This window comes from Nonomuraea sp. CA-143628 (assembly GCF_050942315.1).
In the GTDB taxonomy this organism is placed as follows: domain Bacteria; phylum Actinomycetota; class Actinomycetes; order Streptosporangiales; family Streptosporangiaceae; genus Nonomuraea.
Genome location: NZ_CP192072.1, coordinates 5,911,464 through 5,932,955 on the forward strand (window position 1 = coordinate 5,911,464; position 21,492 = coordinate 5,932,955).

Here is a 21,492-nt window from a genome sequence, read left to right on the forward strand (position 1 = left end):
AGCCGGTTACCTGGACAGGCCCGGTCCCCCCCCGCATAAGGCCAAGAAACTGAAGGGGCAGAAGCGGCATGTCGTGGTCGACACGCTCGGGCTGTTGTTGTGTGTGATGGTCACTGCCGCGTTGGTGCAAGACCGTGACGGCGCGCATCCGGTGCTGGCGCTGTTGTGGGAGAAGTTCTCGACCATCGCTCTGGTCTGGGCTGGCGGCGGCTATGCCGGCCGGCTGGTCACCTGGGCCGGGCAGGTCCTGGATCTGGCCGTGTCGATCGTCCGGCGCAGCGACGACCTGCGCGGCTTCGTCGTGCTGCCCCGCAGGTGGGTGGTGGAGCGGACGTTCGCCTGGCTGGTGCGCTACCGCCGCCTGGTGCGCATCTATGAGCGCAGGCCCGACCACCACGAAGCCCTCATCTGGTGGGCCACCGTGCACCAGATGACCCGCCGCCTGACACGCGAACTGGCGGGCCGGCCACCCAGCAGCCGCTGGGGCGACCCGCCACCGCTCCCGCACCTGTCCAGCCCTGACCGGCACGGCAAGGTCCTGCAACTGCTGACCGCTCAGCCCTGGCGGGCCTGGAAAGGAAGCGAACTTGCCGCCATCCTCGGGATCGAGAACGTCAACAGCTTCCGCGTCCAACTGTCCCAATGGTCTCACCAGGGCTACATCAACAAGATCGGACCGGCCCTCTACGGCCCCATGCTCACCAGCACTTAAGCCTTCGTCAGCAGGCTCTAAAAGAGGTACGCATGCCGCCACCTGGCATGAAGAGGGTGGCAGGTGCGGCCGTCCGGCGGTACGGCCGTCCATCATGGCCGAGGACCGTCTGGTGGCCGGTCATGATGTCTCCCCCTCCAGCGAAGCGTTACCGCGGTCCTGCTGGAGGAGCCAAAGATCGCGGAAGAGACCGGCTTGGGTCGTCAGCTGAGAAAACGTGCCCTCGGCAGTCACACGCCCACCTTCCATGACCACGATCCGGTCCGCGACGACCGTGTTGGCGAGGTTGTGCGTGACCAGAACGATCGCCCGGTCACGCGCAAGCTCGCGCAGCCCGGTGAACACCAGATGTTCGGCGCGGGCGTCGAGGTCGGAGGTGGGCTCATCCATCACCAGCAGACCGGCGTCTCGGTGGATGGCCCGAGCTCCCGCGATGCGCTGCCATTGGCCGGAGGACAGGGCCTGGCCGCCCCACCATTCGCGGGCCAGCAGTGTGCCCAGGCCGCTGCGCAGCACGTTGATGACCGCGTCGGCGCCGCTGGCGGCCGCGGCGCGATGGACGGCGTCGTCCCCGCCGGGCTGGGGTTGGCCGAGGTGGATGTTCTCGCGGGCGGTCATCGGCCAGCGGGCGAACTCCTGCGGAACGACCGCGCACTGCTTCCACAGGGCGTGCGGGTCCAGGTCGCGGGTGCTGACGCCGTCCCAGGTGACTACCCCCTCTGTGGGCAGGTTGAGCCCGGACAGCAGCTTCATGAGCGTGGTCTTGCCGGAGCCGTTCTCCCCCACCACGGCGACGATCTCGCCTTGACGCACCTCGAAGTCCACCTCGCGCAGGGTGTCGGCTTCAGCCTCGGGATATCGGTAGGTGACCTGGTGCAGCGCGACCTGCTTGGGGCGGTCCGGCACGATGGTGCCTCTGTCCAGGCGCTGTCCGGCGGTCTCCTGTATGAATGCCTCCCAGTCGTCCATGTATCGGCCGGTGCGCATCAGCTCCGAGCCGTACCCGACGATGCCGTGCAGCCCTGAGGAGGCCGAGCGCAGCGCGAAGACCAGCGTGCCGGCCGCCGCGGCGGTGATGGCCCCGGTGCCGAGCAGCAGCATCACCCCGGCCCACATCAGGGCCGAGGCCAGGCCGCCGATGGAGGACCCGATGAGGTTGATCTTGGCGCGTTTCCAGGCGGCGTCATCGTTGACCCGGTCCACCCGCACCCCAAACGCCCTGTACTTGGCGAGCAGGTGCGGGGCCAGGGTGTCCGTACGGATCTGATCGGCTTGCTCTTTGTGGGTCAGGTGCCAGCGCAGCATGCTCAGCATCCGGCGCTCCTGGAAGGTCTTCAGTATCGCCAGGTAGGCGACCCGCTCACCGGCGAGGGACGCCAGCGCCTGCGGGACGGTGGTCAGCGCAAGCAGCGGCAGCAGGACCGGCGCCAGTGTGGCGATCACCACCGTAGCGGCTATCAGGGTGGTCAGGGAGGCGACCAGGTTCTGCGACTCGCCGATCATGTCCTGGCTGACGCTGACTCCTCGGTCGGCCTTGTCACACCGGTCATCGAACCCCGGGTGATCGTAGGCGGCCATCTCGGCATTGGTGGCCGCCTCTAGGAGGCGGTACTCGGCTTCGCGACCGATGCGCGGGCCCAGCCGGTTCGATAGGCCTCCTACCGCGATGCCTAGGAGCGCGCGCAGACCGGCGGCCCCGGCCAGGACCACGATCGAGGGCAGGGCCTCGCGCAGGTGCGTGGGGTCATGGGCGGACTGGATCAGCGCGCCGAGGGCCGCGGTCGTGGCAAGCAGGCCGAGCGCCTCGGCCAGGCCGGAGATGATCTGGCAGACCAGCAGGACGATCACTGCGCGCCGGTCCACGGCCCAGGCCAGAGCGAAGGAACGGCGGACCAGTTGCGGCAGGCGCCTGGTGAGTTGCCTCCAGGTGAGGTGATCGGTCCATTCGGTGTCGCCGCCGTTGAAGTTGAACGTCAGCTCTTCGTCGTGCTGCTGTTCTTCGCCGTGCTGGTGCTGTTCGGCGGTGGGATCAGCGACGGTTGCCTTGTCGGGCACGTCAGCGGCTCCTTCCAGTGCCGGGGCGAACGGGGCAAGGCCGTTACGTGTTATGCGGTTCGGCGCGTACGGCCTGGACGTCACTCGACTGGCTGTCTCACCTCCCATCGACATCACGAAGAGTGGCTAAGCAAGTTCTGTGTGTAACCGTCTCAGGCGCCACCGACAATTCCGCCGCTCACCGTGATCGACTCCTTCCTTGCATGATCAGGGGAGGGCCTGGAGAAGAAGGCCAGGATGGCGGGGCCTGAGATCCCTCACGCACTTGGAGTTTCATCGGTGCCGGTGAGGTTGGTGGAGATAGGGTTTCCCGCGTCGATGACGCATGGGGCTCATGTGTCCTTGGGTGTCTGGCGTGTCGGTCTTGTCGAGCCTCCAGAGGAGGAGCTGACTGTGTCAGTGCTCGTCGCTCGCATCCGAGCAGTCGGTCACGAAGAACTTCGCTCTCGCGCTGGTATGGGGGTGTCCCGTGGCGATCAGTGACTCCGACATCTCGAGCGCGCTTTCCGCCTACCTTGAGCGCTACCCGGACGAGGCCGCGCTGCTGTCTGAGTCGGCGCACCTGCTGTCTCAAGGAGGGGATTTCGCCTCGCGGCGGAACTTTCGCATGCACGTCACTGTCGGTGCGCTGCTGGTCCGCGGCGGTGCCAAGGTCCTGCTTGTCGAGCACCTCGCGTACGGGATCGTGTTGCAGCCCGGAGGCCACCTGGAGCCGACCGATACCACGCTGATCGATGCGGCAGTGCGCGAGTTGACGGAGGAGACCGGGATTGACCCCGCAGAGGTCGTCCCAGCGTCGCAGACCCCCGTCTACATCGAGTACGGCGCGGTTCCAGCCCGGCCAGCGAAGGACGAGCCGGAGCACTATCACCTCGACATCGGATTCGCCTTCGTGACAGATGCGGACGTGGGGCGTATCCAGGAGTCCGAGGTGACGGGTGCCGCCTGGTACCCGCTTGCCGAGGCCGAGCGCCTTGTCGGAGACCGCATTGCACGAGCGGTACCGGCCCGGATCGGTTGACGGGACCCGTCGAACGCTTCCGATCGGCAGCGGCGCCGGATCACAATGCGCACCGGTCGCAGCCGCAGCCGACGTCGGTGTCAACTCACTGAAAGGACGGTTTGACGGTTCGGTCCCGGCTCCGCTTGAGCTCGAAGAAGCCGTCCGTCCCGGCGACCATGACCAGGCCGTCCCAGAGCCGACCGGCAGCTTCACCGCGGGGTGCCTGCCTGAGCACGGGGCCGAACAGGGCCGTACCGGCGATGCGGAGAACAGGCGTCCCGACATCGTGGCCGACCTCGTTGAACGCCTCGTCGTGCGAGTCCTTGATGAGCTGATCGAACTCCGTGCTTGTGGCGGCTGCGGCCAGCGAGTCGGGCAGGCCCGCCTCCGTGAGAGCTTCGGTGATAACGGTGGGATCATCGCGACGTCCTTGGTTGTGCAGCCGGATGCCGATAGCGGTGTACAGCGGTCCGAGGACGCCACGGCCACCGTGCTCAGCGGCTGCCGCGCAGACCCGCACCGAACCCCATGCCTTCGTCATCAGGTCCCGGTAGGCCTCGCTGAGCCCCTGGCCCTCGCGCTGGACGAGGTTCAGGTAGGCCAGCGACATGATCCGCCAATCGGCGCACACCGGCCGGACCTGCTCGACCTCCAGGAGCCAGCGCGAGGTGACCCACGCCCAAGGGCACAGCGGATCGAACCAGAACGGGACCTCGTCGCGGTCCGGCTCTTCTTTGATCGTCATGATGAGGGCCGTCCTCTCTCAGGCCGGTTTCGCATGTGCCCTCTCCCGCCGGCAGGTTAGATGTCGAACACTCCTTGGGCGGGCATATTGCACTTGGCCGTGCGGCCCGCGATTTTCACCAAAGCCGCGAGATCGCTGAGCTGAGCATCCTCGTCCGCGGCGCTGACGAGCCGGACGAACACCTGCGCGGTGACCTCGACGTCGGCGTAGGCCCTGTGGCGATCCGCCGGCTGCTTGATGGCGAAGTGCGCCAGCAGCGTGTCGAGTTTGTGATTCGGCAGGCCGGGGACGAGGTGTTTGGCCAGCGGGATGGTATCCAGAAGGTCAATGCGGGCCAGCGCCGTGCAGTGCTCGCGCTGGTTGTAGATGATGTTGGCTTCGGTGGCGGCGTGTTGAGCCACCAGTAGGTACTGCTTGCCCGCCGCGAACCGCCGATCCAGTGCGCCCAGCGCTTCGGCCGGACTTGGGGCCTGCCTCACCTGCTCGGGGGTCAGGCCGGTCTGGGCCGTAACGGCTGGCGTCACCGGGGCGAACGCGGGCGGCCGGATGAGAGACGAACTCGTGCCGACCGTCGTCCACGCGCCTTGCTCATAGCGGAGTGCGAGAGCGGCCACCTCGATGGGCTGGGCCGGGTAGCCCTTGGGGGTCGTCGCCTCGAAGTCGATGACCACGAACGTTGTCGCCAGGAAGGCGGGGTCGTTTGTCACACCCATGAATCCACCGTTCGCAGAGGTTTCGTGGCGTTGCTGGCCCACGCCCGCCTCATCGAGGAGAGCATGCCTGAGTGCCAGCCGTCGTGTGCCGTCATTGACCGATGAGGCGGGCAACGTCCTGCACGGCGGTCTGTAGGTCCGGCGCGTTCCAGAGGCGCTCACCCGTCCAGGTCTCGCTCAGGGACCGGTACAGGTTCGACATCACCGGCAGGAACGCGGGCGGGAGTCGTGCCGGTCGCGGCCACTGGCTCCTGGGTACGCTCTCGGCGATTAGCCTGCTGACTGGCACCTCGAACCCGTTGTCCACGTACCAGTTCCGCAGGACCTGCTTGCCGCAGTGCAGTCCGCCGCACAGCAGGCGGCTCTCGTCGGGCGTGCCGGGGCTGTCGGCCAGCACCACGTGGGCATCGCTCGACAGCAGGAACTCCGCCTTGCCGTCGCTGTGGCTCAGCCCGACCTCGCGGGCGTGCCCGGTCAGCACCTCGTTGACCTTGACAGCGGTGTTGCACATCGTCTGGAACTGTTCGTCGCTCAGGCCGGCGAGGCGCTGCGCCTCAGGCGCGCTGATGAACCGGTTGACGTCTTCCAGCATGGACGCGTATTCGATCAGCGGCTGCTGCAGCTTCTCGCCGACTGCGGGGATGCGGTCGAACCCGACCTCAGCCGGTGTCAGTTCACCGCTGGCGAGGCGGCGGTGAACCGAGCTGCCCTGTGGGAGCTCGTTGCGGAAGAGGACCTGCACGGGAACGAGGTAGTTCCTGGCGCCCGGAGTGAGCGGCCCGGTGCCCGGGCCTGGGACGCGCGCGAGGTCGAATTCGATCCGGTTCGGGGTGATGAACCGCCGGAAGTGGGTTCGCACACCGGCCGCCTCCAGCATCGTTAGATTGAATACGGCCATCCGGCAGATCGCCTCGCCCTTCCCGGGAATCGGGTCCGGCATCCGGCCGTAGTGGAAGACCGTGAAGTGGTCCGTGTACTCGAAGACCCCCACGCCCTCTCTCGTCGCCGTGGGAGGTTCGAGGATCTCCAGGTTCTTGGTCGAATTCAGGACGGGCATCATGCTCCCCTAGTCCGACGGCCTCACGCCGTCATCGGGTGGACTCTGCGGATCGTGCCGGTGTGGTGTCCGGCGCCGCAGCATGCGGTGCGGCCCCCGCCCTGGGGCGGAGCCGAAGCGCTCTGCTTCCTCCACGCCTTCACCGGCAGGGGCCAGGTGGCCGTCGACCACCGTGATCACGCGCATGCCAGCTGCGCGGGCGGCCGTGACGCCGTCGGGGGCGTCGTCGACGGCGAGGCAGCACTCCGGCGGGACGTCGAGGCGTTGGGCAGCCGCGAGGTACAGGTCGGGGGCCGGCTTGCCGTGCATGACGTCTTCTCGCGCGACGACGGCTGTGAACTCCCACCTCAGGCCCAGAACGTCGATCCCGGGACGGACGAGAAGTCGGCTGGCGCCCGACGCCACGGCGCAGGGCAGTCCAGCACGTCGTGCGGCGCGTAGGAGCGAGACGACGCACGCGATGGGGGTGATGCTGTGGAGCTTGGCCAGCAGGTGAGTGCGACTGGCTCGGATGATCTCGTCGTGGGGCAGTGACCGGCCGCCCGATAGTGCGGCCAGCAGGTCGTGGATGGACAGGCCGACGTGTCGGCTATACCAGTCGTGGTCCAGGTCGATGCCATGTGGCTGCAGCGCCGATCGCAGCGCGTGCTCGTGGCTGGGCGTCGTGTCGGCGAGGGTTCCGTCGAAGTCGAGGACCACAGCCTCGATGCCGTCGGGGATCGCGGGCACGCAGTTCCTCGCTGAAGACGGGCCCGGGCAGGTCGAGGGGTGGGCCGCCGTGTTCAGCGCCCGTACAGCTCGTGGCCGAGCTCAACGGCCGCGAGTACGAGCTCGCCGCCGGCGACCTCGAGATCAACATCGCGGCCACACTCGACGACCGCACCGCGTCGGCGCACATCGCCGGCGCGCTGCGCGACCTGCTCGCCGACCTCGTCGAGCAGCTCACCACCGAATACGAAACGGGGGACACCTTGACCACCGATCAGCCGATCAGCACATGCCGGATGGTCCTGTACCGCCACCACGGCACCCCGGGCGGCGAGTTCCCACCCAAGGACTCGCCCGCCCAAGTGACCGGCATCGTCGACGGCGACACGGTCTCGCTGACCGTGTTCACCTCGGACGGCGGGATCCACCCGCACAAGGCCGTACGGCACGACGAGGACCTCACCGGCGGAACTTGGCACTGGCCCCCCCGCGTGTCCGTCTCCCCGAGCGGCGCGGTCTCCGGGCCCCGCTCGGCCTACGAAGCTTCGCGGCGAACCGTACTGGTACCGCGGAACAGCGAGAAGGGAAGGGAGGAACCGACATGATCAATGTCCTGAACGACGTGCTCAACCACTTCGTGATCATGGTCGACGTGCTGTAGAGCGAACCAATCGACGACGCCTCTTTTGCAGCGTGCGGATGCGGAGGGGCGTCGTCGATCCACCTTCAGGGCGCAGACCCCATGCCACAGCAATGATCATTCAACCATTTTGGTCATCCATATTTCTTGGACCGATCCAATTTTAATTACTGATTCGCCAATTGCAGCAGCCTAATAAATTCCTGACTTTCACATAAGGTTAGGTTCGGCTCTCCTTGTCTGAGAGTTGTTATTTGTACAGACTGCACCCTTGTGTTTTACTGGAGAGTAAAGAGCGATCGATCTTCCCAGGGGGTGCTGTGAATCGGGTAAAAGGCGTCGCGTTAGGGGTCGCACTGAGTCTCGCCGCAGTGATCGCAGTGCCGACGGCCGCTAGTGCGGACGATGTTCCTCACATCACTGCAAAAGCCACTTACACCATCACTCTGGACATGAGTGAATGCGGGACGATGTATCTAGGAACCGTCGGAACCTGCATCGTAAGCCTTCAAACATGGATGAACTGGGCAACAGGGAGCAAGATTCGCATAAGCGGCGTCTATGATGAGGAGCTGCGCCAGGCGGTTATGACTTTCCAGCGCAAACAGACCGGTTATAAGTTCCGCAACATAGCCCACGACGGGCACGTCGCGGAAGTCACACGCGAGGCATTGCGCAACTGGTACGACCGTGCAACTAGCCACGGCCGGCACGCTCCATGCGGTCCCGGGATCAAAGCCGGTTGCGACTACGGGCAGGCAATACCGGGGTTGGGGTTGGGCGACAAGGGAAAGATCGCGAAGTCAGTGTTCTGCGCCGTAGTTTCGGACAAATTCCGGAGCCCCTGGTCCATGGCGACCGGGATCGCATGTGACATTCTGGCGGACTAGAGCCGACGGTGAACCACTCCGGCCGCTGCTCGCCACGGTCGCCACACCACACGCCCCCGACCTCGCACGTTGAGGCGGGGGCGTTGCCGTACCCTGACCTACAGATCGCCGTTTGAGCTATGGGCCGGGCGCCACACGTACCCGCGCGGAGGCCCGACGGTGGATCCGGTCACACTCCAAGATCTTTTGAAGGCTCTCGGCGACGCCGACAAGCTCGCCGCCCTGCTCGCCCGCGACGACCTCGACCTCGGCGCCCTTGAGACCGCGGCTCTCGAGATGTTCCAGGAGATCCGCGCACGTCAGGGCGAGGGCCTATCAGGCGAGGACGTCGCCGCGCTCGAGCAGCTCGCCGAGGGCGTCGAGGCGCTGCGCAGCGAGGGCGCTCGCCGCGACCAGGCGGCGGCCGTCGACGCGATCGCCGCACGCATCACCCCGCCGGCACCGGCCGACGAGCCCGCCGACGACGAACCGGCGCCCGTCGACGACCACGCGCCGACCGACGCACCGGTCGACGAGCCGACGCTCGAGCCGATCGCAGCGTCGGGCGGACGGCGCCGACCGCCGGTCGACCTGTCGGCGATCGCCGCGCGGTCGCGCAAGCCCGCCGGCGGCCCGAAGGACAAGGCGGGCGGCCCGGCGCTGATCGCCGCGGCGAACGTGCCGGGCATCGGTGCCGGCGCGCGGTATCGCGACGTGACGCACATCGCCGAGGCCGCGATCGCGACGTTCGCGAGCTACCCGACCCCGGGCGCCGACGGCCGCGCGTCTGGCCAGCTCGCCGTGATCCGTAAGGACTTCGAGGAGGGCGTACTCGCGAGCGGAGGAGAGGAGCAGATCGAGGAGGCCCTCAAGACCGCCGTTGATCAGAGCAAGCTCAAGGGCGGCTCTCTCACGGCCGCGGGTGGCTGGTGCGCACCGTCCGAGATCCTCTATGACCTGTGCGAGCCCGAGACCACGGCCGGCCTGATCTCCGTACCCGAGATCGTCGCGACCCGCGGGGGCTTCCAGTGGACCCGCGGCCCGGACTTCCGGACGATCTACAACCACACGGGCAACTTCATACAGACCGAGGCTCAGGCCGAGGCGGCGACGCAGAAGCCGTGTTTCGAGATCCCGTGTGCCTCGTTCAACGAGGTCCGCCTCGACGCCATTGGGTTCTGTCTGTCTGCGGGCATCCTCACCAACAGGGCCTATCCCGAGATGATCGCGAGGTTTATCCGCGGGGCGTTGACGGCTCACGCTCACAGGTACGCCGCCTCGACGATCGCTCGCATGGTGGCCGGCTCGACGGCGGTCGCGCTGCCGGCAGCCCCGTTCTCGGCCGCGGTCGACCTGCTCGGCTCGCTCGAGTTGCAGGCGTGGGACTACCGATACGGCCAAAGGCTCGACCCCGACGCGACGCTCGAACTGATCGCGCCGTACTGGCTGCTCGGCGTGCTGCGCTCAGACCTGGCCAAGCGCAACGGCTACGACAACGCGCTCGACGTCAGCAACGCTGAGATCAACCAGTGGTTGACACTCAGAGGGTTCGCTCCGCAGTGGGTGTACAACTGGCAAGATCGTTTCGTTGACGGTGCGGCGACGATCGGAGCTCCGACCGCGCCGACCGTGTGGCCGGCCTCGGTCAAGGTCCTGATCTACGCCGCCGGCGTCCGGGTGCGCGCGACCCAGGACATTCTGTCGCTCAATACGCTCTATGACTCGACGAACATCCGCCTCAACAGATACAACGCGATGTTTAGCGAGGAAGGCCTCGCGATGATGCAGCGCTGCTACGACTCGCGTGTCGTCACGATTCCGATCTGTGCCAACGGCGCCTCAGCCGAGCAGATCGCCGTCACGTGCCCGTCGATCTGACCCTGCCCAGACCCGGGGCCCCGTTCCCTGTCGTCCACTACACGGCAGGGAACGGGGCACCCGTTCTCAGAGAGGGGCCGCATCATGCCCATGTGCCCAAAGCCCATCGTGGACGCGCCGACCGTCGAGCCGGCCGAGTATGGGCTGTTCAGCGTCGCTCAGCGACCCGCCCCCGAGGGGGCGCACTGGCGATGCGGCGTGCGCTGGGAGCCGTACGCATGCGACGCCGGCGACGCCTACGGCGACCAGTGCGACGACTCTGAGCAGGAAAAGAGCATCCGCGACGGCGTGCCGCTGGCCGAGGCCGATTCGTTCAGCGTGCACGACGGCTATCTGTGCCGGCTCCCGGGTCGGCCGGATGAGGCCGAGATCCGCGACCGCGCCGAGACTCAGCTCAAGCTCGGCGAACAGCGGCTCGTGGAGCGCGTCGTGTGGACCGGCGAGGCTGGCACGCAGACGGTCGACCCTCACCTCGCCGATCCGGCGGCCGTCGTGCTCAACGCGGTGCCCGTGCCGACCGCGGCCGACGCGCTCTCGCTGCTGGCCGCGATCGCTGCGCTCGAGGCGTACCTCGGCGCGAACTACGGGGGCCGGGGCGTGATCCACGCGCCCCGTCTTGCTGGCGCGCATATCGCGCACGCGCAGCTCGCCGCGTGGGCGGGGGCGACGATTCGCACGCTGCTCGACAACGCGATCGCCTTCTACTCGGGCTCGCCGAACACAGGCCCCGACGGCTCGCCGGCGCCGGCCGGTACGGCGTGGCTGTACGTCACGGGCGCGGTGTTCATCCGCAGCGGGCCCGTGCTGATCATCCCGAACGCGGTCGTGGCCGGGTTCAACCGCGCCACGAACGAAGTGCTCATGATCGCCGAGCGTGAGTACGTCGTCGGCTGGGACTGCGTACACGCCGCGGTGCTCGCCGACCTCGACCTACCTGAGCCTGCCTGACCTGAAAGGATCATGATGTCTGAGACCGACACGCCGCCCGCCGAGATCGCCACCGATGAGACCGAGGTCGACCGGCGCAACGAGTGGGTGACCCTGCTCGTCGACGTAACCGAGCGCGCCGACGTCGCCCGCAGGCTGCTCGCCGCTGCGGTCGTTGACCCGTATGTTGTGCTCACCACGAGCCACGGGTTCCGAGTGCCGCGGTGGGTGGCCGAGGACGCCGACCTGTTGTTCGCCGAGGAGGTCGACCCGGACGCCGACGCTGTGGCGCCCTCGGGCGGCCCCGAGGATGCTCCGGGCTCGGACGTTGAGAGCCCCGGAGGCGAGGCCCTCCACATTGAGCAGCCGGTCGACGAACGGGTCGTCGGCGATGCGGATGCGTTGGGGGCAACGCGGCCGGCCCGCGGCCGACGGAAGTAGTGGACCGCGGGTATTGCGGGTTCATCCAGCTACGAGAATCGGCCGCGCCGCTTCGTGATCTTGTGTTGGTATTGCGCCACACCAACGTACGGAGCGTGATCGATGGACTACAAACCAATGCTGTTCAAAAACGGCGAATGGCTGGACGCCGCCGAAGCCCATGCCGAGATGACAAAGGCCTGCGAGGCCGCCAATGGAGACTCCGACGAAGGTCTGAGGGCGCTGGGCTTCGACGTCTGGACAAGGATCGGCGATACCGAGCTCGGTCTCGTCGATCCCATTGCGTTCACGATCTACAAGCGGATCTATGCCACGCCGACGTTCTACATCTCGATCGACGGCCAGGAGTCGAGCTACCCAGATGAGCTCTACGTCGAGTCGGTGATCGACCTCATGGATCTACTCGCCCGCTGGGCTCCCGGACTCCAGGCCGCGGCCGTGGTCTCTCGAGGACCCCGCGTGGAGACGTAACGTACGTACGACTCCCCCTGTGCGCCGCGACACCCCGTTCCCCGGTGCCGCGGCGTCCGGCGGTTACGCTGGCATCATCTGATCGCCGCTGAGCTATGGGCCGGGCGCCACTTTTCACAGAACGGGCGGCCCGGTGCCTGCAACTTGTTGGTCAAGCATCTACGGAAAAGTCCTTCGCCTGACGCGGCTCGACTCGTGCGGTGTTCCCGTGATCGGAGCCTGCTCGACCGTCACGAGCGACGGGTTCGTGTCGATCGCCTACGCGAGCGAGCTCAAGGAGGGCACGGAGATCGAGGTCGTCAAGGCCAATGGTGCGCTGTGCGTCAGCGACAAGGCGTGCGACGAGATCAAGTGGATCAACCTCACGGCGACCTTCTGCAACGTCGACCCTGACGCGTTCTCCCTCATGACTGGCAATCAGACGGTTCTCGACCATACCGGCAAGGCCGTCGGTAACCGCATCAGCAAGAGCGTGCTGTGTAACGGCGGGTTCGCCCTCGAGGTGTGGTCGGACATCTCCGGTCAGGACTGTTCGGAGACCGCGCGACTGTACGGCTACTTCCTCGCGCCTTGGGTCACCAACGCGGTTTTGACGGGCTTCACACTCGACAACGACGCCGCCAGTTTTGAACTGACCGCACGGACCAAGCTCGGCGGGGGCTGGGACGTCGGCCCGTACGACGTCGACCCGACCGCGGTCCCGGCCACGCCCGGGCCGCTGCTCACGCCCATCGGCCCGAACGACCATCTCGACCTGCACGCGACGACGGTCGCCCCGCCGGCGCCCGTGTGTGGCTGCGTCGCCCTGGCGGCGTAGAGCGGCAGGTCGCCCGCGATCATGTACGAGGTCGACGCGTGGCTCTCGGCCGTGAACCCGAACGGGCTGCGACAGGGCGCTCGCGTCTACTCACCGGACCGCCGGCCACCGCGGGTGCAGACATGGCCGTGAACCTAGACAAGATGGCGCTCGGGCTCGCGAACGCGCTGCTCGCCTGCTTCTGCTCGGCTCTCGAGGGCAGCACAGGCGGTTCGCCCTGTCACTGCTGCCTCGCGGTCGGCCCCCCGCCGGCCGACTTCTGCTGTGAGTGCCCAGCAAAAACCCAGCTCCCACCGGGCGGCTTCGCCTCGGGCGTACCCCGCCTGCCGGACATCGATCAGGTGGCCGATCCTCCACATCGGCACTCTTGTACGCCTGGCCGTCCTTGCTAAAGAACTCGGTGCTGCAAGCAAGCACCCGAGTATGTCCCGGGATCAAGCCCGACACGATGCCGAAAGCGCGCCTTGCGAGGTTGGAGTACGGAACGCGGCCAGCGGCGGGTTCGATCTGATGCCGAAGGGGTCTTCGGCATCCTTCACGGACTGCGCGGAATCTAGGCTCACGGCCACCCCCGTCTTGCTGGAGGCCGCCATGTCCGGGCCTGATCAACTGTTCGCCAAGCGGCGAGCCAGGCTAGCGCGGGCCTGGCTCTGGGTGCAGACGCTGATCCTGCTCGTAAGCCCTGGATCTTCAGGTGAGAGCCCCGAGGGCGGCGTTGCGGATGATCGCCGCACGCATGCCAGGGACGAGGTACGGCGGGGCGGCGTGGTCTGGCTGGCCTATGTCACTGCGGTGCGGTACCTGATCCGGCTCGCAGTGCCTGCCGTGGCGGTATTCCTGCCGATCGGCCTGTTCGCGGCGTCGGCGCTGATTTTCCTCGCGGACGGGTCGGCGGCGGTGGTCAACGGCGACTTCGAGCTGATCGGCGCGCCTGATACGTCCTTGCTGGTGTGGTCGGCGGCGGTGCTGGTCGTCTTGGTGGCCGGACAGGCGGTGGCGCTGCCCGCGACGGTGATGCTCGCCACCGGGCGACTGGTCGGCAAGGACGTCTCGACCTCCGACGCGATGCGGGCCGCGGCTCGGCGCTGGCCCGCGACGGCAGTACTCGTCCTGGTCGGCGTGGTGGCGCTGACGGCGGCTCTGGCGGCCGGGCTCGGCATTCTTGCGTGGACCGGGGCGCAGGTCACGGCTTACGCCGTAATGGCGGTCCTGGCCCTGTCCGCGATGCCGTGCCTGCTGGCCGTGGCGCCCATGGTCCTGGAGGGCCGGTCCGCGAGGGGCGCGCTCGCTCGCGCCTACCGACTGACGGCCGGCGCCTCCTGGGTGACACCACTCACGCTGGCCTTCGGCGTCGTGCTCTTACCCGCGCTGGCCGCGAAGGCGGTGAACTGGGCAGTGTCTGGGCTGCCCATCGTGCCGGTCGTGGCCGGTTACCTGCTGGCGCTGGTCACCGTGCCATTCCAGGCAGCCGTGATCGCCCGCCTGTTCCTGCACCGCCTGGGCATCAAGGGGACGATCACCGAGTTCGAGAAGATCGTCGACGGTCTGCCGGCGAGCCCGCGCCCGGCCAGTCGGATGCCGGTGCTTGCGGCGCTGCTCCTGCCCGGCCTGCTGTACGGCGCTGCGGTGCTGATCAACCCGTTCGGGTGGCTGGAAGTCTCCGAGACGGCCGTCACGGAGAACTGGCCACGCGACCCGAACTCCGAGGTGCCTGAGGATGTGCGCTCGAAGCCGGAGCTTGACAAGTGGGATCTGCAAGCACTGCATGCGGGGCAGGGCGGGCGCATGGTCATGCTCATGGACGGCTCCGCCGAGGCGAAGCTGCTGACCTGCATGGACAGCACCTGCACTCAAACCCGGTTCACCTGGGTCGAGCCGGTCGGCGTCGTTGGCGGGTACACAGCGGCCAGTGCCCGGTTGGCGGATGGCCGTCTCGTCGTGTCGACGTGGGCGGAGGAGGGCGTGGACGACGACGGGCTGGTACAGGACGACGAGAAATGGCGCGCCCGGCTCGGGCTGCTGATCTGCGACGCGACGGCCTGCGTACCGGCACCGGGCGGCAAGCCGATCACGGAGGTGACGTCGTCCCTCCAGCACAGGACGGTCGCCCTGGCGGCACGGCCCGGCGGCGGTCTGCTGGTCGCCCAGCTCCACAGGCTCCCCCGGAGTAAGCGTGACGTCGACGAGGAGGGGCTTTCGCTCACCACCTGCGATGATCCGGCCTGCACCCGTCCACGCACCAAGGAGCTCGCCAAGTTTCCCGCCGACCGATACATGTTCGACAGGGCCGGCCTGGTGGCGGGTGTGGGTCCCGACGACCGTCCCGTTATGCTGCGCTTCGACCGCGACACCGGCTCGATCTTCGTGATCTCCTGCGACGATCCCGCCTGCGCCCAGGCACGCGTAGGACAGCCCGTCCGGGAAGTTTCGCGAGATTACTCCGGCCGCGCCCACCGATACGACACCGCCATGGTGGTCCGGGCTGACGGCCTGCCGCTGATCGCTTACCGGGACGTGAGCGACGGCGCGATCAAGCTGCTGGACTGTCACACCCGCGAGTGCACACGGGCCGACACGGCCACGCTGTCCGAACCCGGTCACGGTCACAACACGGCGTCGGCAATGGTGCTGGACCGGGACGGGCGGGCGCTGGTGGCCTATCAGGATCTCGACCGCGAACGGATCGTCATCGCCGCCTGCACGGGAACACGCTGCATGCGTACTCCGGTCACGACGATCCGGCGCGGCGGTGGTGACGGCCTGGCTATGGCGCTGGACGGCCACGGTCGGCCGGTGATCGCCTGGATGGACGTCTGGAACGACTGGGACCTGGTCGTGACCACGCCGCTCAATCTGCCCTGACCCGCGACAGCCGACACCCGTCAGCCCCGTTGAGTGAGCACGGCGATGGCGATTCCTCAGCTGATGCCGGGCCAGACCATTTACGGCGGGTTGGAAGCGAACCGTCCAAACGCCATGTCACCGTTTCACCCGTGATCTCACTGCCGTAGGTGATCTCGATGGAGCACGTTGAACGATTGCGCAAGGACGGTGTGCCGTTCCGGGGCTATCTGGATGCCGGGCGGCATCTGGTGCGGCTCGCGTTGCCCGGTGTGCTGGTGCACGTGCCGCTCGCCGCACTGTCTCTGCTGGCCCTAACAGTGGCGGCCGGCGACTCGGCGGCGCTAGTCAACCAGCGGTTCCAGCTGATCGGGACGTCCGATGCCCCGCTGCTGATCTGGACGGTCCTGCTGGCGGTGGTTGCTCTCGCCGGGGAGATCGTGGTGTTCCCCGCGACAGTGATCATCGCCACGGGACACCTGGTCGACCGGCACGTGTCGCCCGTTGAGGCGCTGCGAGTGACGGTACGACGGTTGCCGTCCCTGCTCGTCCTGCTCCTGATAGCTGTGCTGGCGTTCGGAGCGACCGGGGCCGTGGGGGTTGGCGTGCTGATGGCGACTGATCAGCAGTGGCTGGCCACAGTGGTGTTGGTGGTGGCTGCGTACGCGGCGATGCCGGGCCTGCTGGCCGTGCCCGGCATCCTGCTGCACGGCTGCTCGGGGCTGGGCTCGATCCGCCGGGCCTACCGCTTGACCAAGCTGAGTTTCTTGCCGACCGCGTTGACGATGGCCTTTGGGGTCTTCCTCGTGCCCGGCGCCGCGACGTGGGCTCTCGAGTCAGGGCTGCGCCTGCTCCCCGGCCCGTTCGCGACCCTCGGATGGGGCCTGGCCGGAACCGTGCTGGCATTGGCCATCACGCCTTTCCAGGCAGCCGTGGTCGCGCGCCAGTTCCTCCACTGCATGGCTTGGCGCACCGAGATGAACGACTCGGACCTGGCCCACGGTCTGCCCAATGGCCCGCCGTCGCGCCCGGCCAGGCATAGTCTCCTGCTGGCAGCGTTGCTGCCTGGGCTGCTGTTCAGTGGAGTCGTGCTGGTCAATCCGTTCGGCTGGCTGGAGATCGCCGAGACCAACATCACCAAGTCGTGGCGGCCGGCGGACCGCTCCGGCCGCTCCGACAATGAGCCTGAGTTGCGCCCCTTCGACCTGCGGGATGTGCACCCTGGCCGCAGCACGGGCCTGATCATGGTCATCGACGGCTTCGAGGACTATGCCAGCCTGCTGGCCTGTGCCGACGCCTCCTGCCGGACGCCGACTTTCACGTGGGCGGAGCCGCTTGGCGCCAACACGGACGGGGCTCCCGGCGCGGTCAGCGTACGCCTGCCCGACGGGCGGCTCCTGCTGACCACCTGGTCGCATCAGGCACTCAGACTACTGACGTGTGAAGCGGACAAGTGCGTACCAGCCCCCGGCAACTGGAACATCGCGAGGGCGAACTATCCGGCGGAGTACACCGGGGTGGCGCTGGCCGTGCGGCAGGGCGGCGGCCTGGTCGTCGCCTTCGCCGACAAGGAGCGGGTGAAGGGTGACACCAGTCCGACCAAGGACATCGTCTCCATCATCTCCTGCGCGGACATGGGCTGCTCGCGCCCGGAGCCGAGACAGGTCGCGCGCCTGGACGCAAGCGCGTACCTGCCCGATGTGCATAATCTGGCCGTCGCGATGGCGCCCGGCGACCGTCCCGTCGCCGCCCGGTTCGACACCACCAGCGGTCAGATCCACGTCATCTCCTGCGCAGACACTGCCTGCCTGCAGCCACACGTGACCAGGCCCATCCCTCCCTACCCGACGAGCGTCAACGATCGGATAGGCCGGGAGACCGGCCTGGCCCTGGCGGTACGAACGGACGGCCGGCCCGTGATTGCCTATCGCGACATGAGCGACCGCGCGACCAAGCTTCTCGACTGCCGCACGTCCGACTGCGCCCAGGCGGACGTGATCACGCTGGCCGCTGGAGGTCCGAACCGCGCCACCCCGGCGCTGGTCCTGGACCGGGTTGGGCGGCCGCTGCTCGCGTATCAGAGCCAGGACGGGACCCGGCTCATGATCGCTACCTGCACCGAACGTCGCTGCGTGAGCACTGCGGTGGCCAGGATGCGGGGCGCTGGCGACGGCCTGGCCATGACCATGAACGGTCAAGGAAAACCGACGATCGCCTGGATCGACGACGGCGGCTCGTTGTTCGGCGGTGAATGGGCCGTGATGCTCACTACCCCGCTGAGCCCCATCGCCAACTGAATCGCTCCTCTGTGGATTCGACGACTGAGTTTGAGAGCGAGCCTGGTGGAGCCTATGGCTGCTTCCAATCCTCCACCACGGCGATGACGTCCTTGCGCCCGATGGTGCCGCCGCCGGCCTTGTCCCTCTGGTACCGGGAATCGAGAGAAACACGCCGGTTGTCGCTCATGATCCAGATGCGGTCCTGCGGCACCTTGACATCGAACCACAGGTCCGAGGCCGGACCGCGCGTCACGAACGGCTCGTCCAGCGGCGCGCCGTTCACCTGGAGCCGTGCCTTCGGATCGTCGCAGCACGCCACCCTGTCTCCCGGCACGCCGATAGCCCGCGAGATATAGGTGTTACCCGGAGTGAGTTGGGACCAGTCATCAGGCGCGCGATAGACAACGATGTCGCCGCGGCGTGGGACGTAGTCGCCATCGGTCCGCCGCGCCGACACACGTGCACCTTTCTTGATGGTCGGCTCCATGGACTCGCTCGACAAGGTGAGGGTAAGTCTGCCGAGGGGCTTGTCGACGGGCCCGCAACCAGCAGTCGGCATCAGGAACAGGAGCAGGGACACGACGGTCAGGCGTCGACAGATCACCAGGGCATTGTTTACGGGGGAGTGATCGGTTCCGTCATAAAGGGATCACGGTCTCATCACCGAAGGGATCTGGCCGGTGGTGATAGCGTAGACCGGCGTCGGCAGCGATTCCGGCTCGGAACTGGTCATCGCCGGCCACGCAGTGAGCGCAGCAGGAGCACAGGCTTGAGCTGTCGGGCGAACTCCGCCGCGTCGGCCGCAGAGTCCCTTGCCGGATCGCCGTCTGGCAAGTAAACGGTGAGAAGCCTGCCGCCGTTCGGCGTCCACGTCCAGGCTCCGGTCTCCTCGCTGAAGCCCGGCAGAGCGTCCTCCGGCAGGGGGTCTTGCGAGGCCTGGAGGTCCCGCAGGCGACGCAGGGTGAGCCCGGACGGGTCGTGAGCCTCGATCCGCAGATCGACGTGGCTGTCCGGCCGGGAGAGAACGGCACAGGCGAACGTCACGTCGCCGTCGTTGTCGAAGGGTCTTCTGCGGACGACGAAGAACCGCAGGCCCAGGGCGCGTTCGACGGCCCGGCGCGAGATCACGTCGCACACCTTCGGCCCGTCGCCGAGGACGTCCAGCGGTTCGACGGGGCGCTCGGGTGGGCGTGGAGTGGACGAGGACGACAGCACGGCCAGGCACGCCGCCAGCAGCAGGGCGAGCGTCACGCGGGCAGGCCCTGTCATCTGCTCTTCTCCGGGGTCAGCATGATCGGCTTGAGGTAGCGGAACAGCTCGACGGCGTCGGCCTCGGAGTCGCGTGCCGGCCCCAGGACGATTCGGATCGACAGGAGCCGTTCGTGGCCGGGAGTCCAGCCGTACACGTAGGCGAAGGCCGGTTCCTTTCCGTCGGGCACGGTGGCGCTGTACCCGGGGCCCAGCTCTTCCGGCAGGGGACGGCCCTTGTCGAAGGCCATGGTGTCGGACAGTTCCCGGGGGGTGCCACGGAACGGATCGGCCAGGCCGACGTACAGCGCCCATTCGCGTGCGTCGGCCACCTTGACGGCGCACGAGGTGTAGCGGCGGCCCTTGGGCAGGTGCTTGTCGGGCAGCCCAGTGGTGGTCGTCAGGATGGGGAGCGCGCCGACGACGATGCGTAGGGTTCGGGCGGAGATCAGGCCGTCGCAGGCCAGCGGCTCCGCGGTCATGGCGCCCAGTGGCCGCGTGTCCCTCGGCGGCGACGGCGGCGCGGAGGAGCAGGCGGCGGACACCACGAGCAGCAGCACGGCGGTGAGCACGGGTCCTGTACGACGCATGGTGACCGCCTCAGCTCGGCGCGCCACTCGCGGGCGGCCGGGATGGAGTCGGCGCGGCGCTCGCGACGGGTTGGGACAGGTGCGGCCGGGGAAGGGCGGATCGGCAGGGGCAAAGCACCGCGGCGAGCATCAGCTGCCAATTGCCCTCATGAAGGTCACCCGTGCCGTCACTCCAGGCGATCATCAGTCGCCCCCACGCGGCGAGGACCACCGTCGCGGGGAACACGACGACTTGCCCGGTAGTCCAGGCCACCAACGCCGCGGCGCCCCAGACCCCCAGCGGCACAGACGCGGCGCCAGCCAGCTTCGGCCGCCCATCGACCACCACCAGCGCGTCACCGGCCAGCGGGATCACGCCCAAGGACGCGACCACGCCGGTCGGCAGGAGCAACAGCACCCCGGGCGTTGCCAGCCGCAGCACGGGGCGCAGTGCTGCCGCGTAGCACCACTGCGACACCCCGTCGCGCAGCAGCCACTCCACACCCCCAGACGTCCGGCATGTCCATGGTCTTCATGCCACGACTGTCCCAGGGTCTGTTTCGCACTGTCCCGGCTTATGCCAGAACGGCTATCCCCCAGCCAGATGCTGCCGACTTCCGGAGACCATGCCATGGGTGACCAGGAGCCGAGCCGACGTCCTGAGCGCAGCCCGAACGATGAGCACCGGGCCACGATGAAGACAGGAGCCGCACCGACGTGCCCCATGATCAATGTGCCGCCAGCATGCCCCACCTGGGCAGCGAGGACGTCACTTGATCCATACATCTCTCAGAGCCTCGATGCCGACCGCGAAGAGGCGCGCTGTCGCCCGCGCGTGCACCGGCGCGGCTGGCGCCGCTGGACCAGGCGGCAAACCTTGCGCATCGTGCGGCAGCCGGTGCGCAGCGCCCAGGTCAGCTCGCGCCGCAGCCCCCCGGCATGGAGGCGTGTCAGCTAGTGAGGAGCAGGTCCCTGCGGGCTTGTTCCAGGTCTTTGGCCCAGCTCCACAGCCGGTGCGGGGGCGGCACCTGGTGGTAGCCGTACAGGCTGACCTCGGTCAGGGTCGCAGTTCCATGCACGCGCGCTGGTAGGCCTCGGCGATCGCGTCCGCGGGGTAAGCCAGGTTGTGGGTGCCGAGATGGAGTACGTCCGCGAGGGAGTCGACGACCGGCGCAGGTCAGGCGCTGGTCCAGGCAGATGGGTGACGCTGGCCGTCGTGGACCTTCCATAAGCAGCTGGCCCACAGAGGGCTCTACCGCGTGGCTCGACCACTATCTCGACCACGCGGATCTGGTGGTCGAGATAGGTGGCGGGGTCGGCACTCTCCACGAGTTGGCCGCGGCGTTCTACTATGCGGGCACCATTCGCCCCGTCTGGTCTTGCTCGCCGGGCCAACCGCGCTCGCCTGCCGGCCTTCTTGCAGGAGGACGAGTGGCTGTTCGAGACGTCGACCCGGCCGCTGGGCTCTCTCACCCCGATCGCCTCGGCGGCGGAGTTCGCCACCGAACTCAGCACAACG

Annotated in this window: 21 protein-coding genes; 11 read left to right on the forward strand and 10 right to left on the reverse strand. The window is 67.7% G+C overall.

From position 1 onward, the window contains the following. Window positions 1-73: 73 nt before the first annotated feature. Entirely contained in the window at window positions 74-712 is a 639-nt protein-coding gene (locus tag ACQP2T_RS27005) for a transposase (RefSeq protein ID WP_433518833.1), read from the forward strand. Between the two features lie 120 nt (window positions 713-832). Here the strand turns inward: ACQP2T_RS27005 and ACQP2T_RS27010 are convergent, their stop codons facing one another. Then, the gene (locus ACQP2T_RS27010; RefSeq protein ID WP_433518834.1) at window positions 833-2,767 is read right to left on the reverse strand and encodes an ATP-binding cassette domain-containing protein; all 1,935 of its coding nucleotides are present in this window, start codon (window positions 2,765-2,767) and stop codon (window positions 833-835) included. Window positions 2,768-3,236: 469 nt separating this feature from the next. On the opposite strand from ACQP2T_RS27010, the gene ACQP2T_RS27015 reads away from it, so the two are divergent. Beyond that, complete coding sequence (locus tag ACQP2T_RS27015) at window positions 3,237-3,788, forward strand: NUDIX hydrolase (RefSeq protein ID WP_433518835.1); 552 nt, start codon at window positions 3,237-3,239, stop codon at window positions 3,786-3,788. Between the two features lie 85 nt (window positions 3,789-3,873). Here ACQP2T_RS27015 and ACQP2T_RS27020 read toward each other — a convergent pair whose 3' ends face one another. From ACQP2T_RS27020 to ACQP2T_RS27035, 4 genes are read right to left on the reverse strand one after another with little or no spacing between them, the layout of a single operon-like run. After that, window positions 3,874-4,515 (reverse strand): mycothiol-dependent nitroreductase Rv2466c family protein, encoded by a 642-nt coding sequence (locus ACQP2T_RS27020; RefSeq protein ID WP_433518836.1) that lies wholly within the window; start codon window positions 4,513-4,515, stop codon window positions 3,874-3,876. Between the two features lie 56 nt (window positions 4,516-4,571). Continuing rightward, complete coding sequence (locus ACQP2T_RS27025) at window positions 4,572-5,270, reverse strand: 3'-5' exonuclease (protein ID WP_433518837.1); 699 nt, start codon at window positions 5,268-5,270, stop codon at window positions 4,572-4,574. A gap of 49 nt (window positions 5,271-5,319) precedes the next feature. After that, a complete protein-coding gene (locus tag ACQP2T_RS27030; RefSeq protein WP_433518838.1) occupies window positions 5,320-6,288 on the reverse strand; it encodes a phosphoribosylaminoimidazolesuccinocarboxamide synthase in 969 nt (322 codons plus the stop codon). A 6-nt stretch (window positions 6,289-6,294) separates the two neighbouring features. Next, a complete protein-coding gene (locus ACQP2T_RS27035; protein ID WP_433518839.1) occupies window positions 6,295-7,014 on the reverse strand; it encodes an HAD family hydrolase in 720 nt (239 codons plus the stop codon). A gap of 71 nt (window positions 7,015-7,085) precedes the next feature. Between ACQP2T_RS27035 and ACQP2T_RS27040 the strand changes: the two genes are divergently transcribed. From ACQP2T_RS27040 to ACQP2T_RS27080, 9 genes are all read left to right on the forward strand, one after another. Beyond that, window positions 7,086-7,598, forward strand: a complete 513-nt coding sequence (locus ACQP2T_RS27040; RefSeq protein WP_433518840.1) for a hypothetical protein — start codon at window positions 7,086-7,088, stop codon at window positions 7,596-7,598. Window positions 7,599-8,004: 406 nt separating this feature from the next. Next, entirely contained in the window at window positions 8,005-8,523 is a 519-nt protein-coding gene (locus ACQP2T_RS27045) for a peptidoglycan-binding domain-containing protein (protein ID WP_433518841.1), read from the forward strand. Between the two features lie 159 nt (window positions 8,524-8,682). Further along, complete coding sequence (locus ACQP2T_RS27050) at window positions 8,683-10,380, forward strand: major capsid protein (protein WP_433518842.1); 1,698 nt, start codon at window positions 8,683-8,685, stop codon at window positions 10,378-10,380. A gap of 84 nt (window positions 10,381-10,464) precedes the next feature. Then, on the forward strand, window positions 10,465-11,328 hold the full coding sequence (locus ACQP2T_RS27055) for a hypothetical protein (RefSeq protein ID WP_433518843.1): 864 nt from the start codon (window positions 10,465-10,467) through the stop codon (window positions 11,326-11,328). 12 nt (window positions 11,329-11,340) lie between these two features. After that, window positions 11,341-11,748, forward strand: a complete 408-nt coding sequence (locus tag ACQP2T_RS27060; protein WP_433518844.1) for a hypothetical protein — start codon at window positions 11,341-11,343, stop codon at window positions 11,746-11,748. 102 nt (window positions 11,749-11,850) lie between these two features. Then, entirely contained in the window at window positions 11,851-12,219 is a 369-nt protein-coding gene (locus tag ACQP2T_RS27065) for a hypothetical protein (RefSeq protein ID WP_433518845.1), read from the forward strand. 208 nt (window positions 12,220-12,427) lie between these two features. Beyond that, complete coding sequence (locus ACQP2T_RS27070; protein ID WP_433518846.1) at window positions 12,428-13,036, forward strand: hypothetical protein; 609 nt, start codon at window positions 12,428-12,430, stop codon at window positions 13,034-13,036. Between the two features lie 591 nt (window positions 13,037-13,627). Continuing rightward, window positions 13,628-15,898 carry a hypothetical protein gene (locus ACQP2T_RS27075; RefSeq protein ID WP_433518847.1) on the forward strand — a complete coding sequence of 757 codons (2,271 nt, stop codon included), beginning with the start codon at window positions 13,628-13,630 and terminating at the stop codon, window positions 15,896-15,898. 158 nt (window positions 15,899-16,056) lie between these two features. Further along, window positions 16,057-18,174, forward strand: a complete 2,118-nt coding sequence (locus tag ACQP2T_RS27080; RefSeq protein ID WP_433518848.1) for a hypothetical protein — start codon at window positions 16,057-16,059, stop codon at window positions 18,172-18,174. Window positions 18,175-18,226: 52 nt separating this feature from the next. Here the strand turns inward: ACQP2T_RS27080 and lepB are convergent, their stop codons facing one another. The 5 genes from lepB to ACQP2T_RS27105 all read right to left on the reverse strand — a co-directional run bounded on the left by lepB (window position 18,227) and on the right by ACQP2T_RS27105 (window position 21,052). After that, a complete protein-coding gene (gene lepB, locus ACQP2T_RS27085; RefSeq protein ID WP_433518849.1) occupies window positions 18,227-18,760 on the reverse strand; it encodes a signal peptidase I in 534 nt (177 codons plus the stop codon). Window positions 18,761-18,885: 125 nt separating this feature from the next. Continuing rightward, a complete protein-coding gene (locus ACQP2T_RS27090; RefSeq protein WP_433518850.1) occupies window positions 18,886-19,425 on the reverse strand; it encodes a hypothetical protein in 540 nt (179 codons plus the stop codon). Then, the gene (locus ACQP2T_RS27095; protein WP_433518851.1) at window positions 19,422-19,994 is read right to left on the reverse strand and encodes a hypothetical protein; all 573 of its coding nucleotides are present in this window, start codon (window positions 19,992-19,994) and stop codon (window positions 19,422-19,424) included. Before ACQP2T_RS27095 ends, ACQP2T_RS27090 begins: the two co-directional genes overlap by 4 nt. Before the next feature lie 10 nt (window positions 19,995-20,004). Next, window positions 20,005-20,475, reverse strand: coding sequence for a hypothetical protein (locus ACQP2T_RS27100; RefSeq protein WP_433518852.1), 471 nt, complete (start codon window positions 20,473-20,475; stop codon window positions 20,005-20,007). Window positions 20,476-20,923: 448 nt separating this feature from the next. Continuing rightward, complete coding sequence (locus ACQP2T_RS27105; RefSeq protein WP_433518853.1) at window positions 20,924-21,052, reverse strand: hypothetical protein; 129 nt, start codon at window positions 21,050-21,052, stop codon at window positions 20,924-20,926. Between the last annotated feature and the right edge of the window lie 440 nt (window positions 21,053-21,492).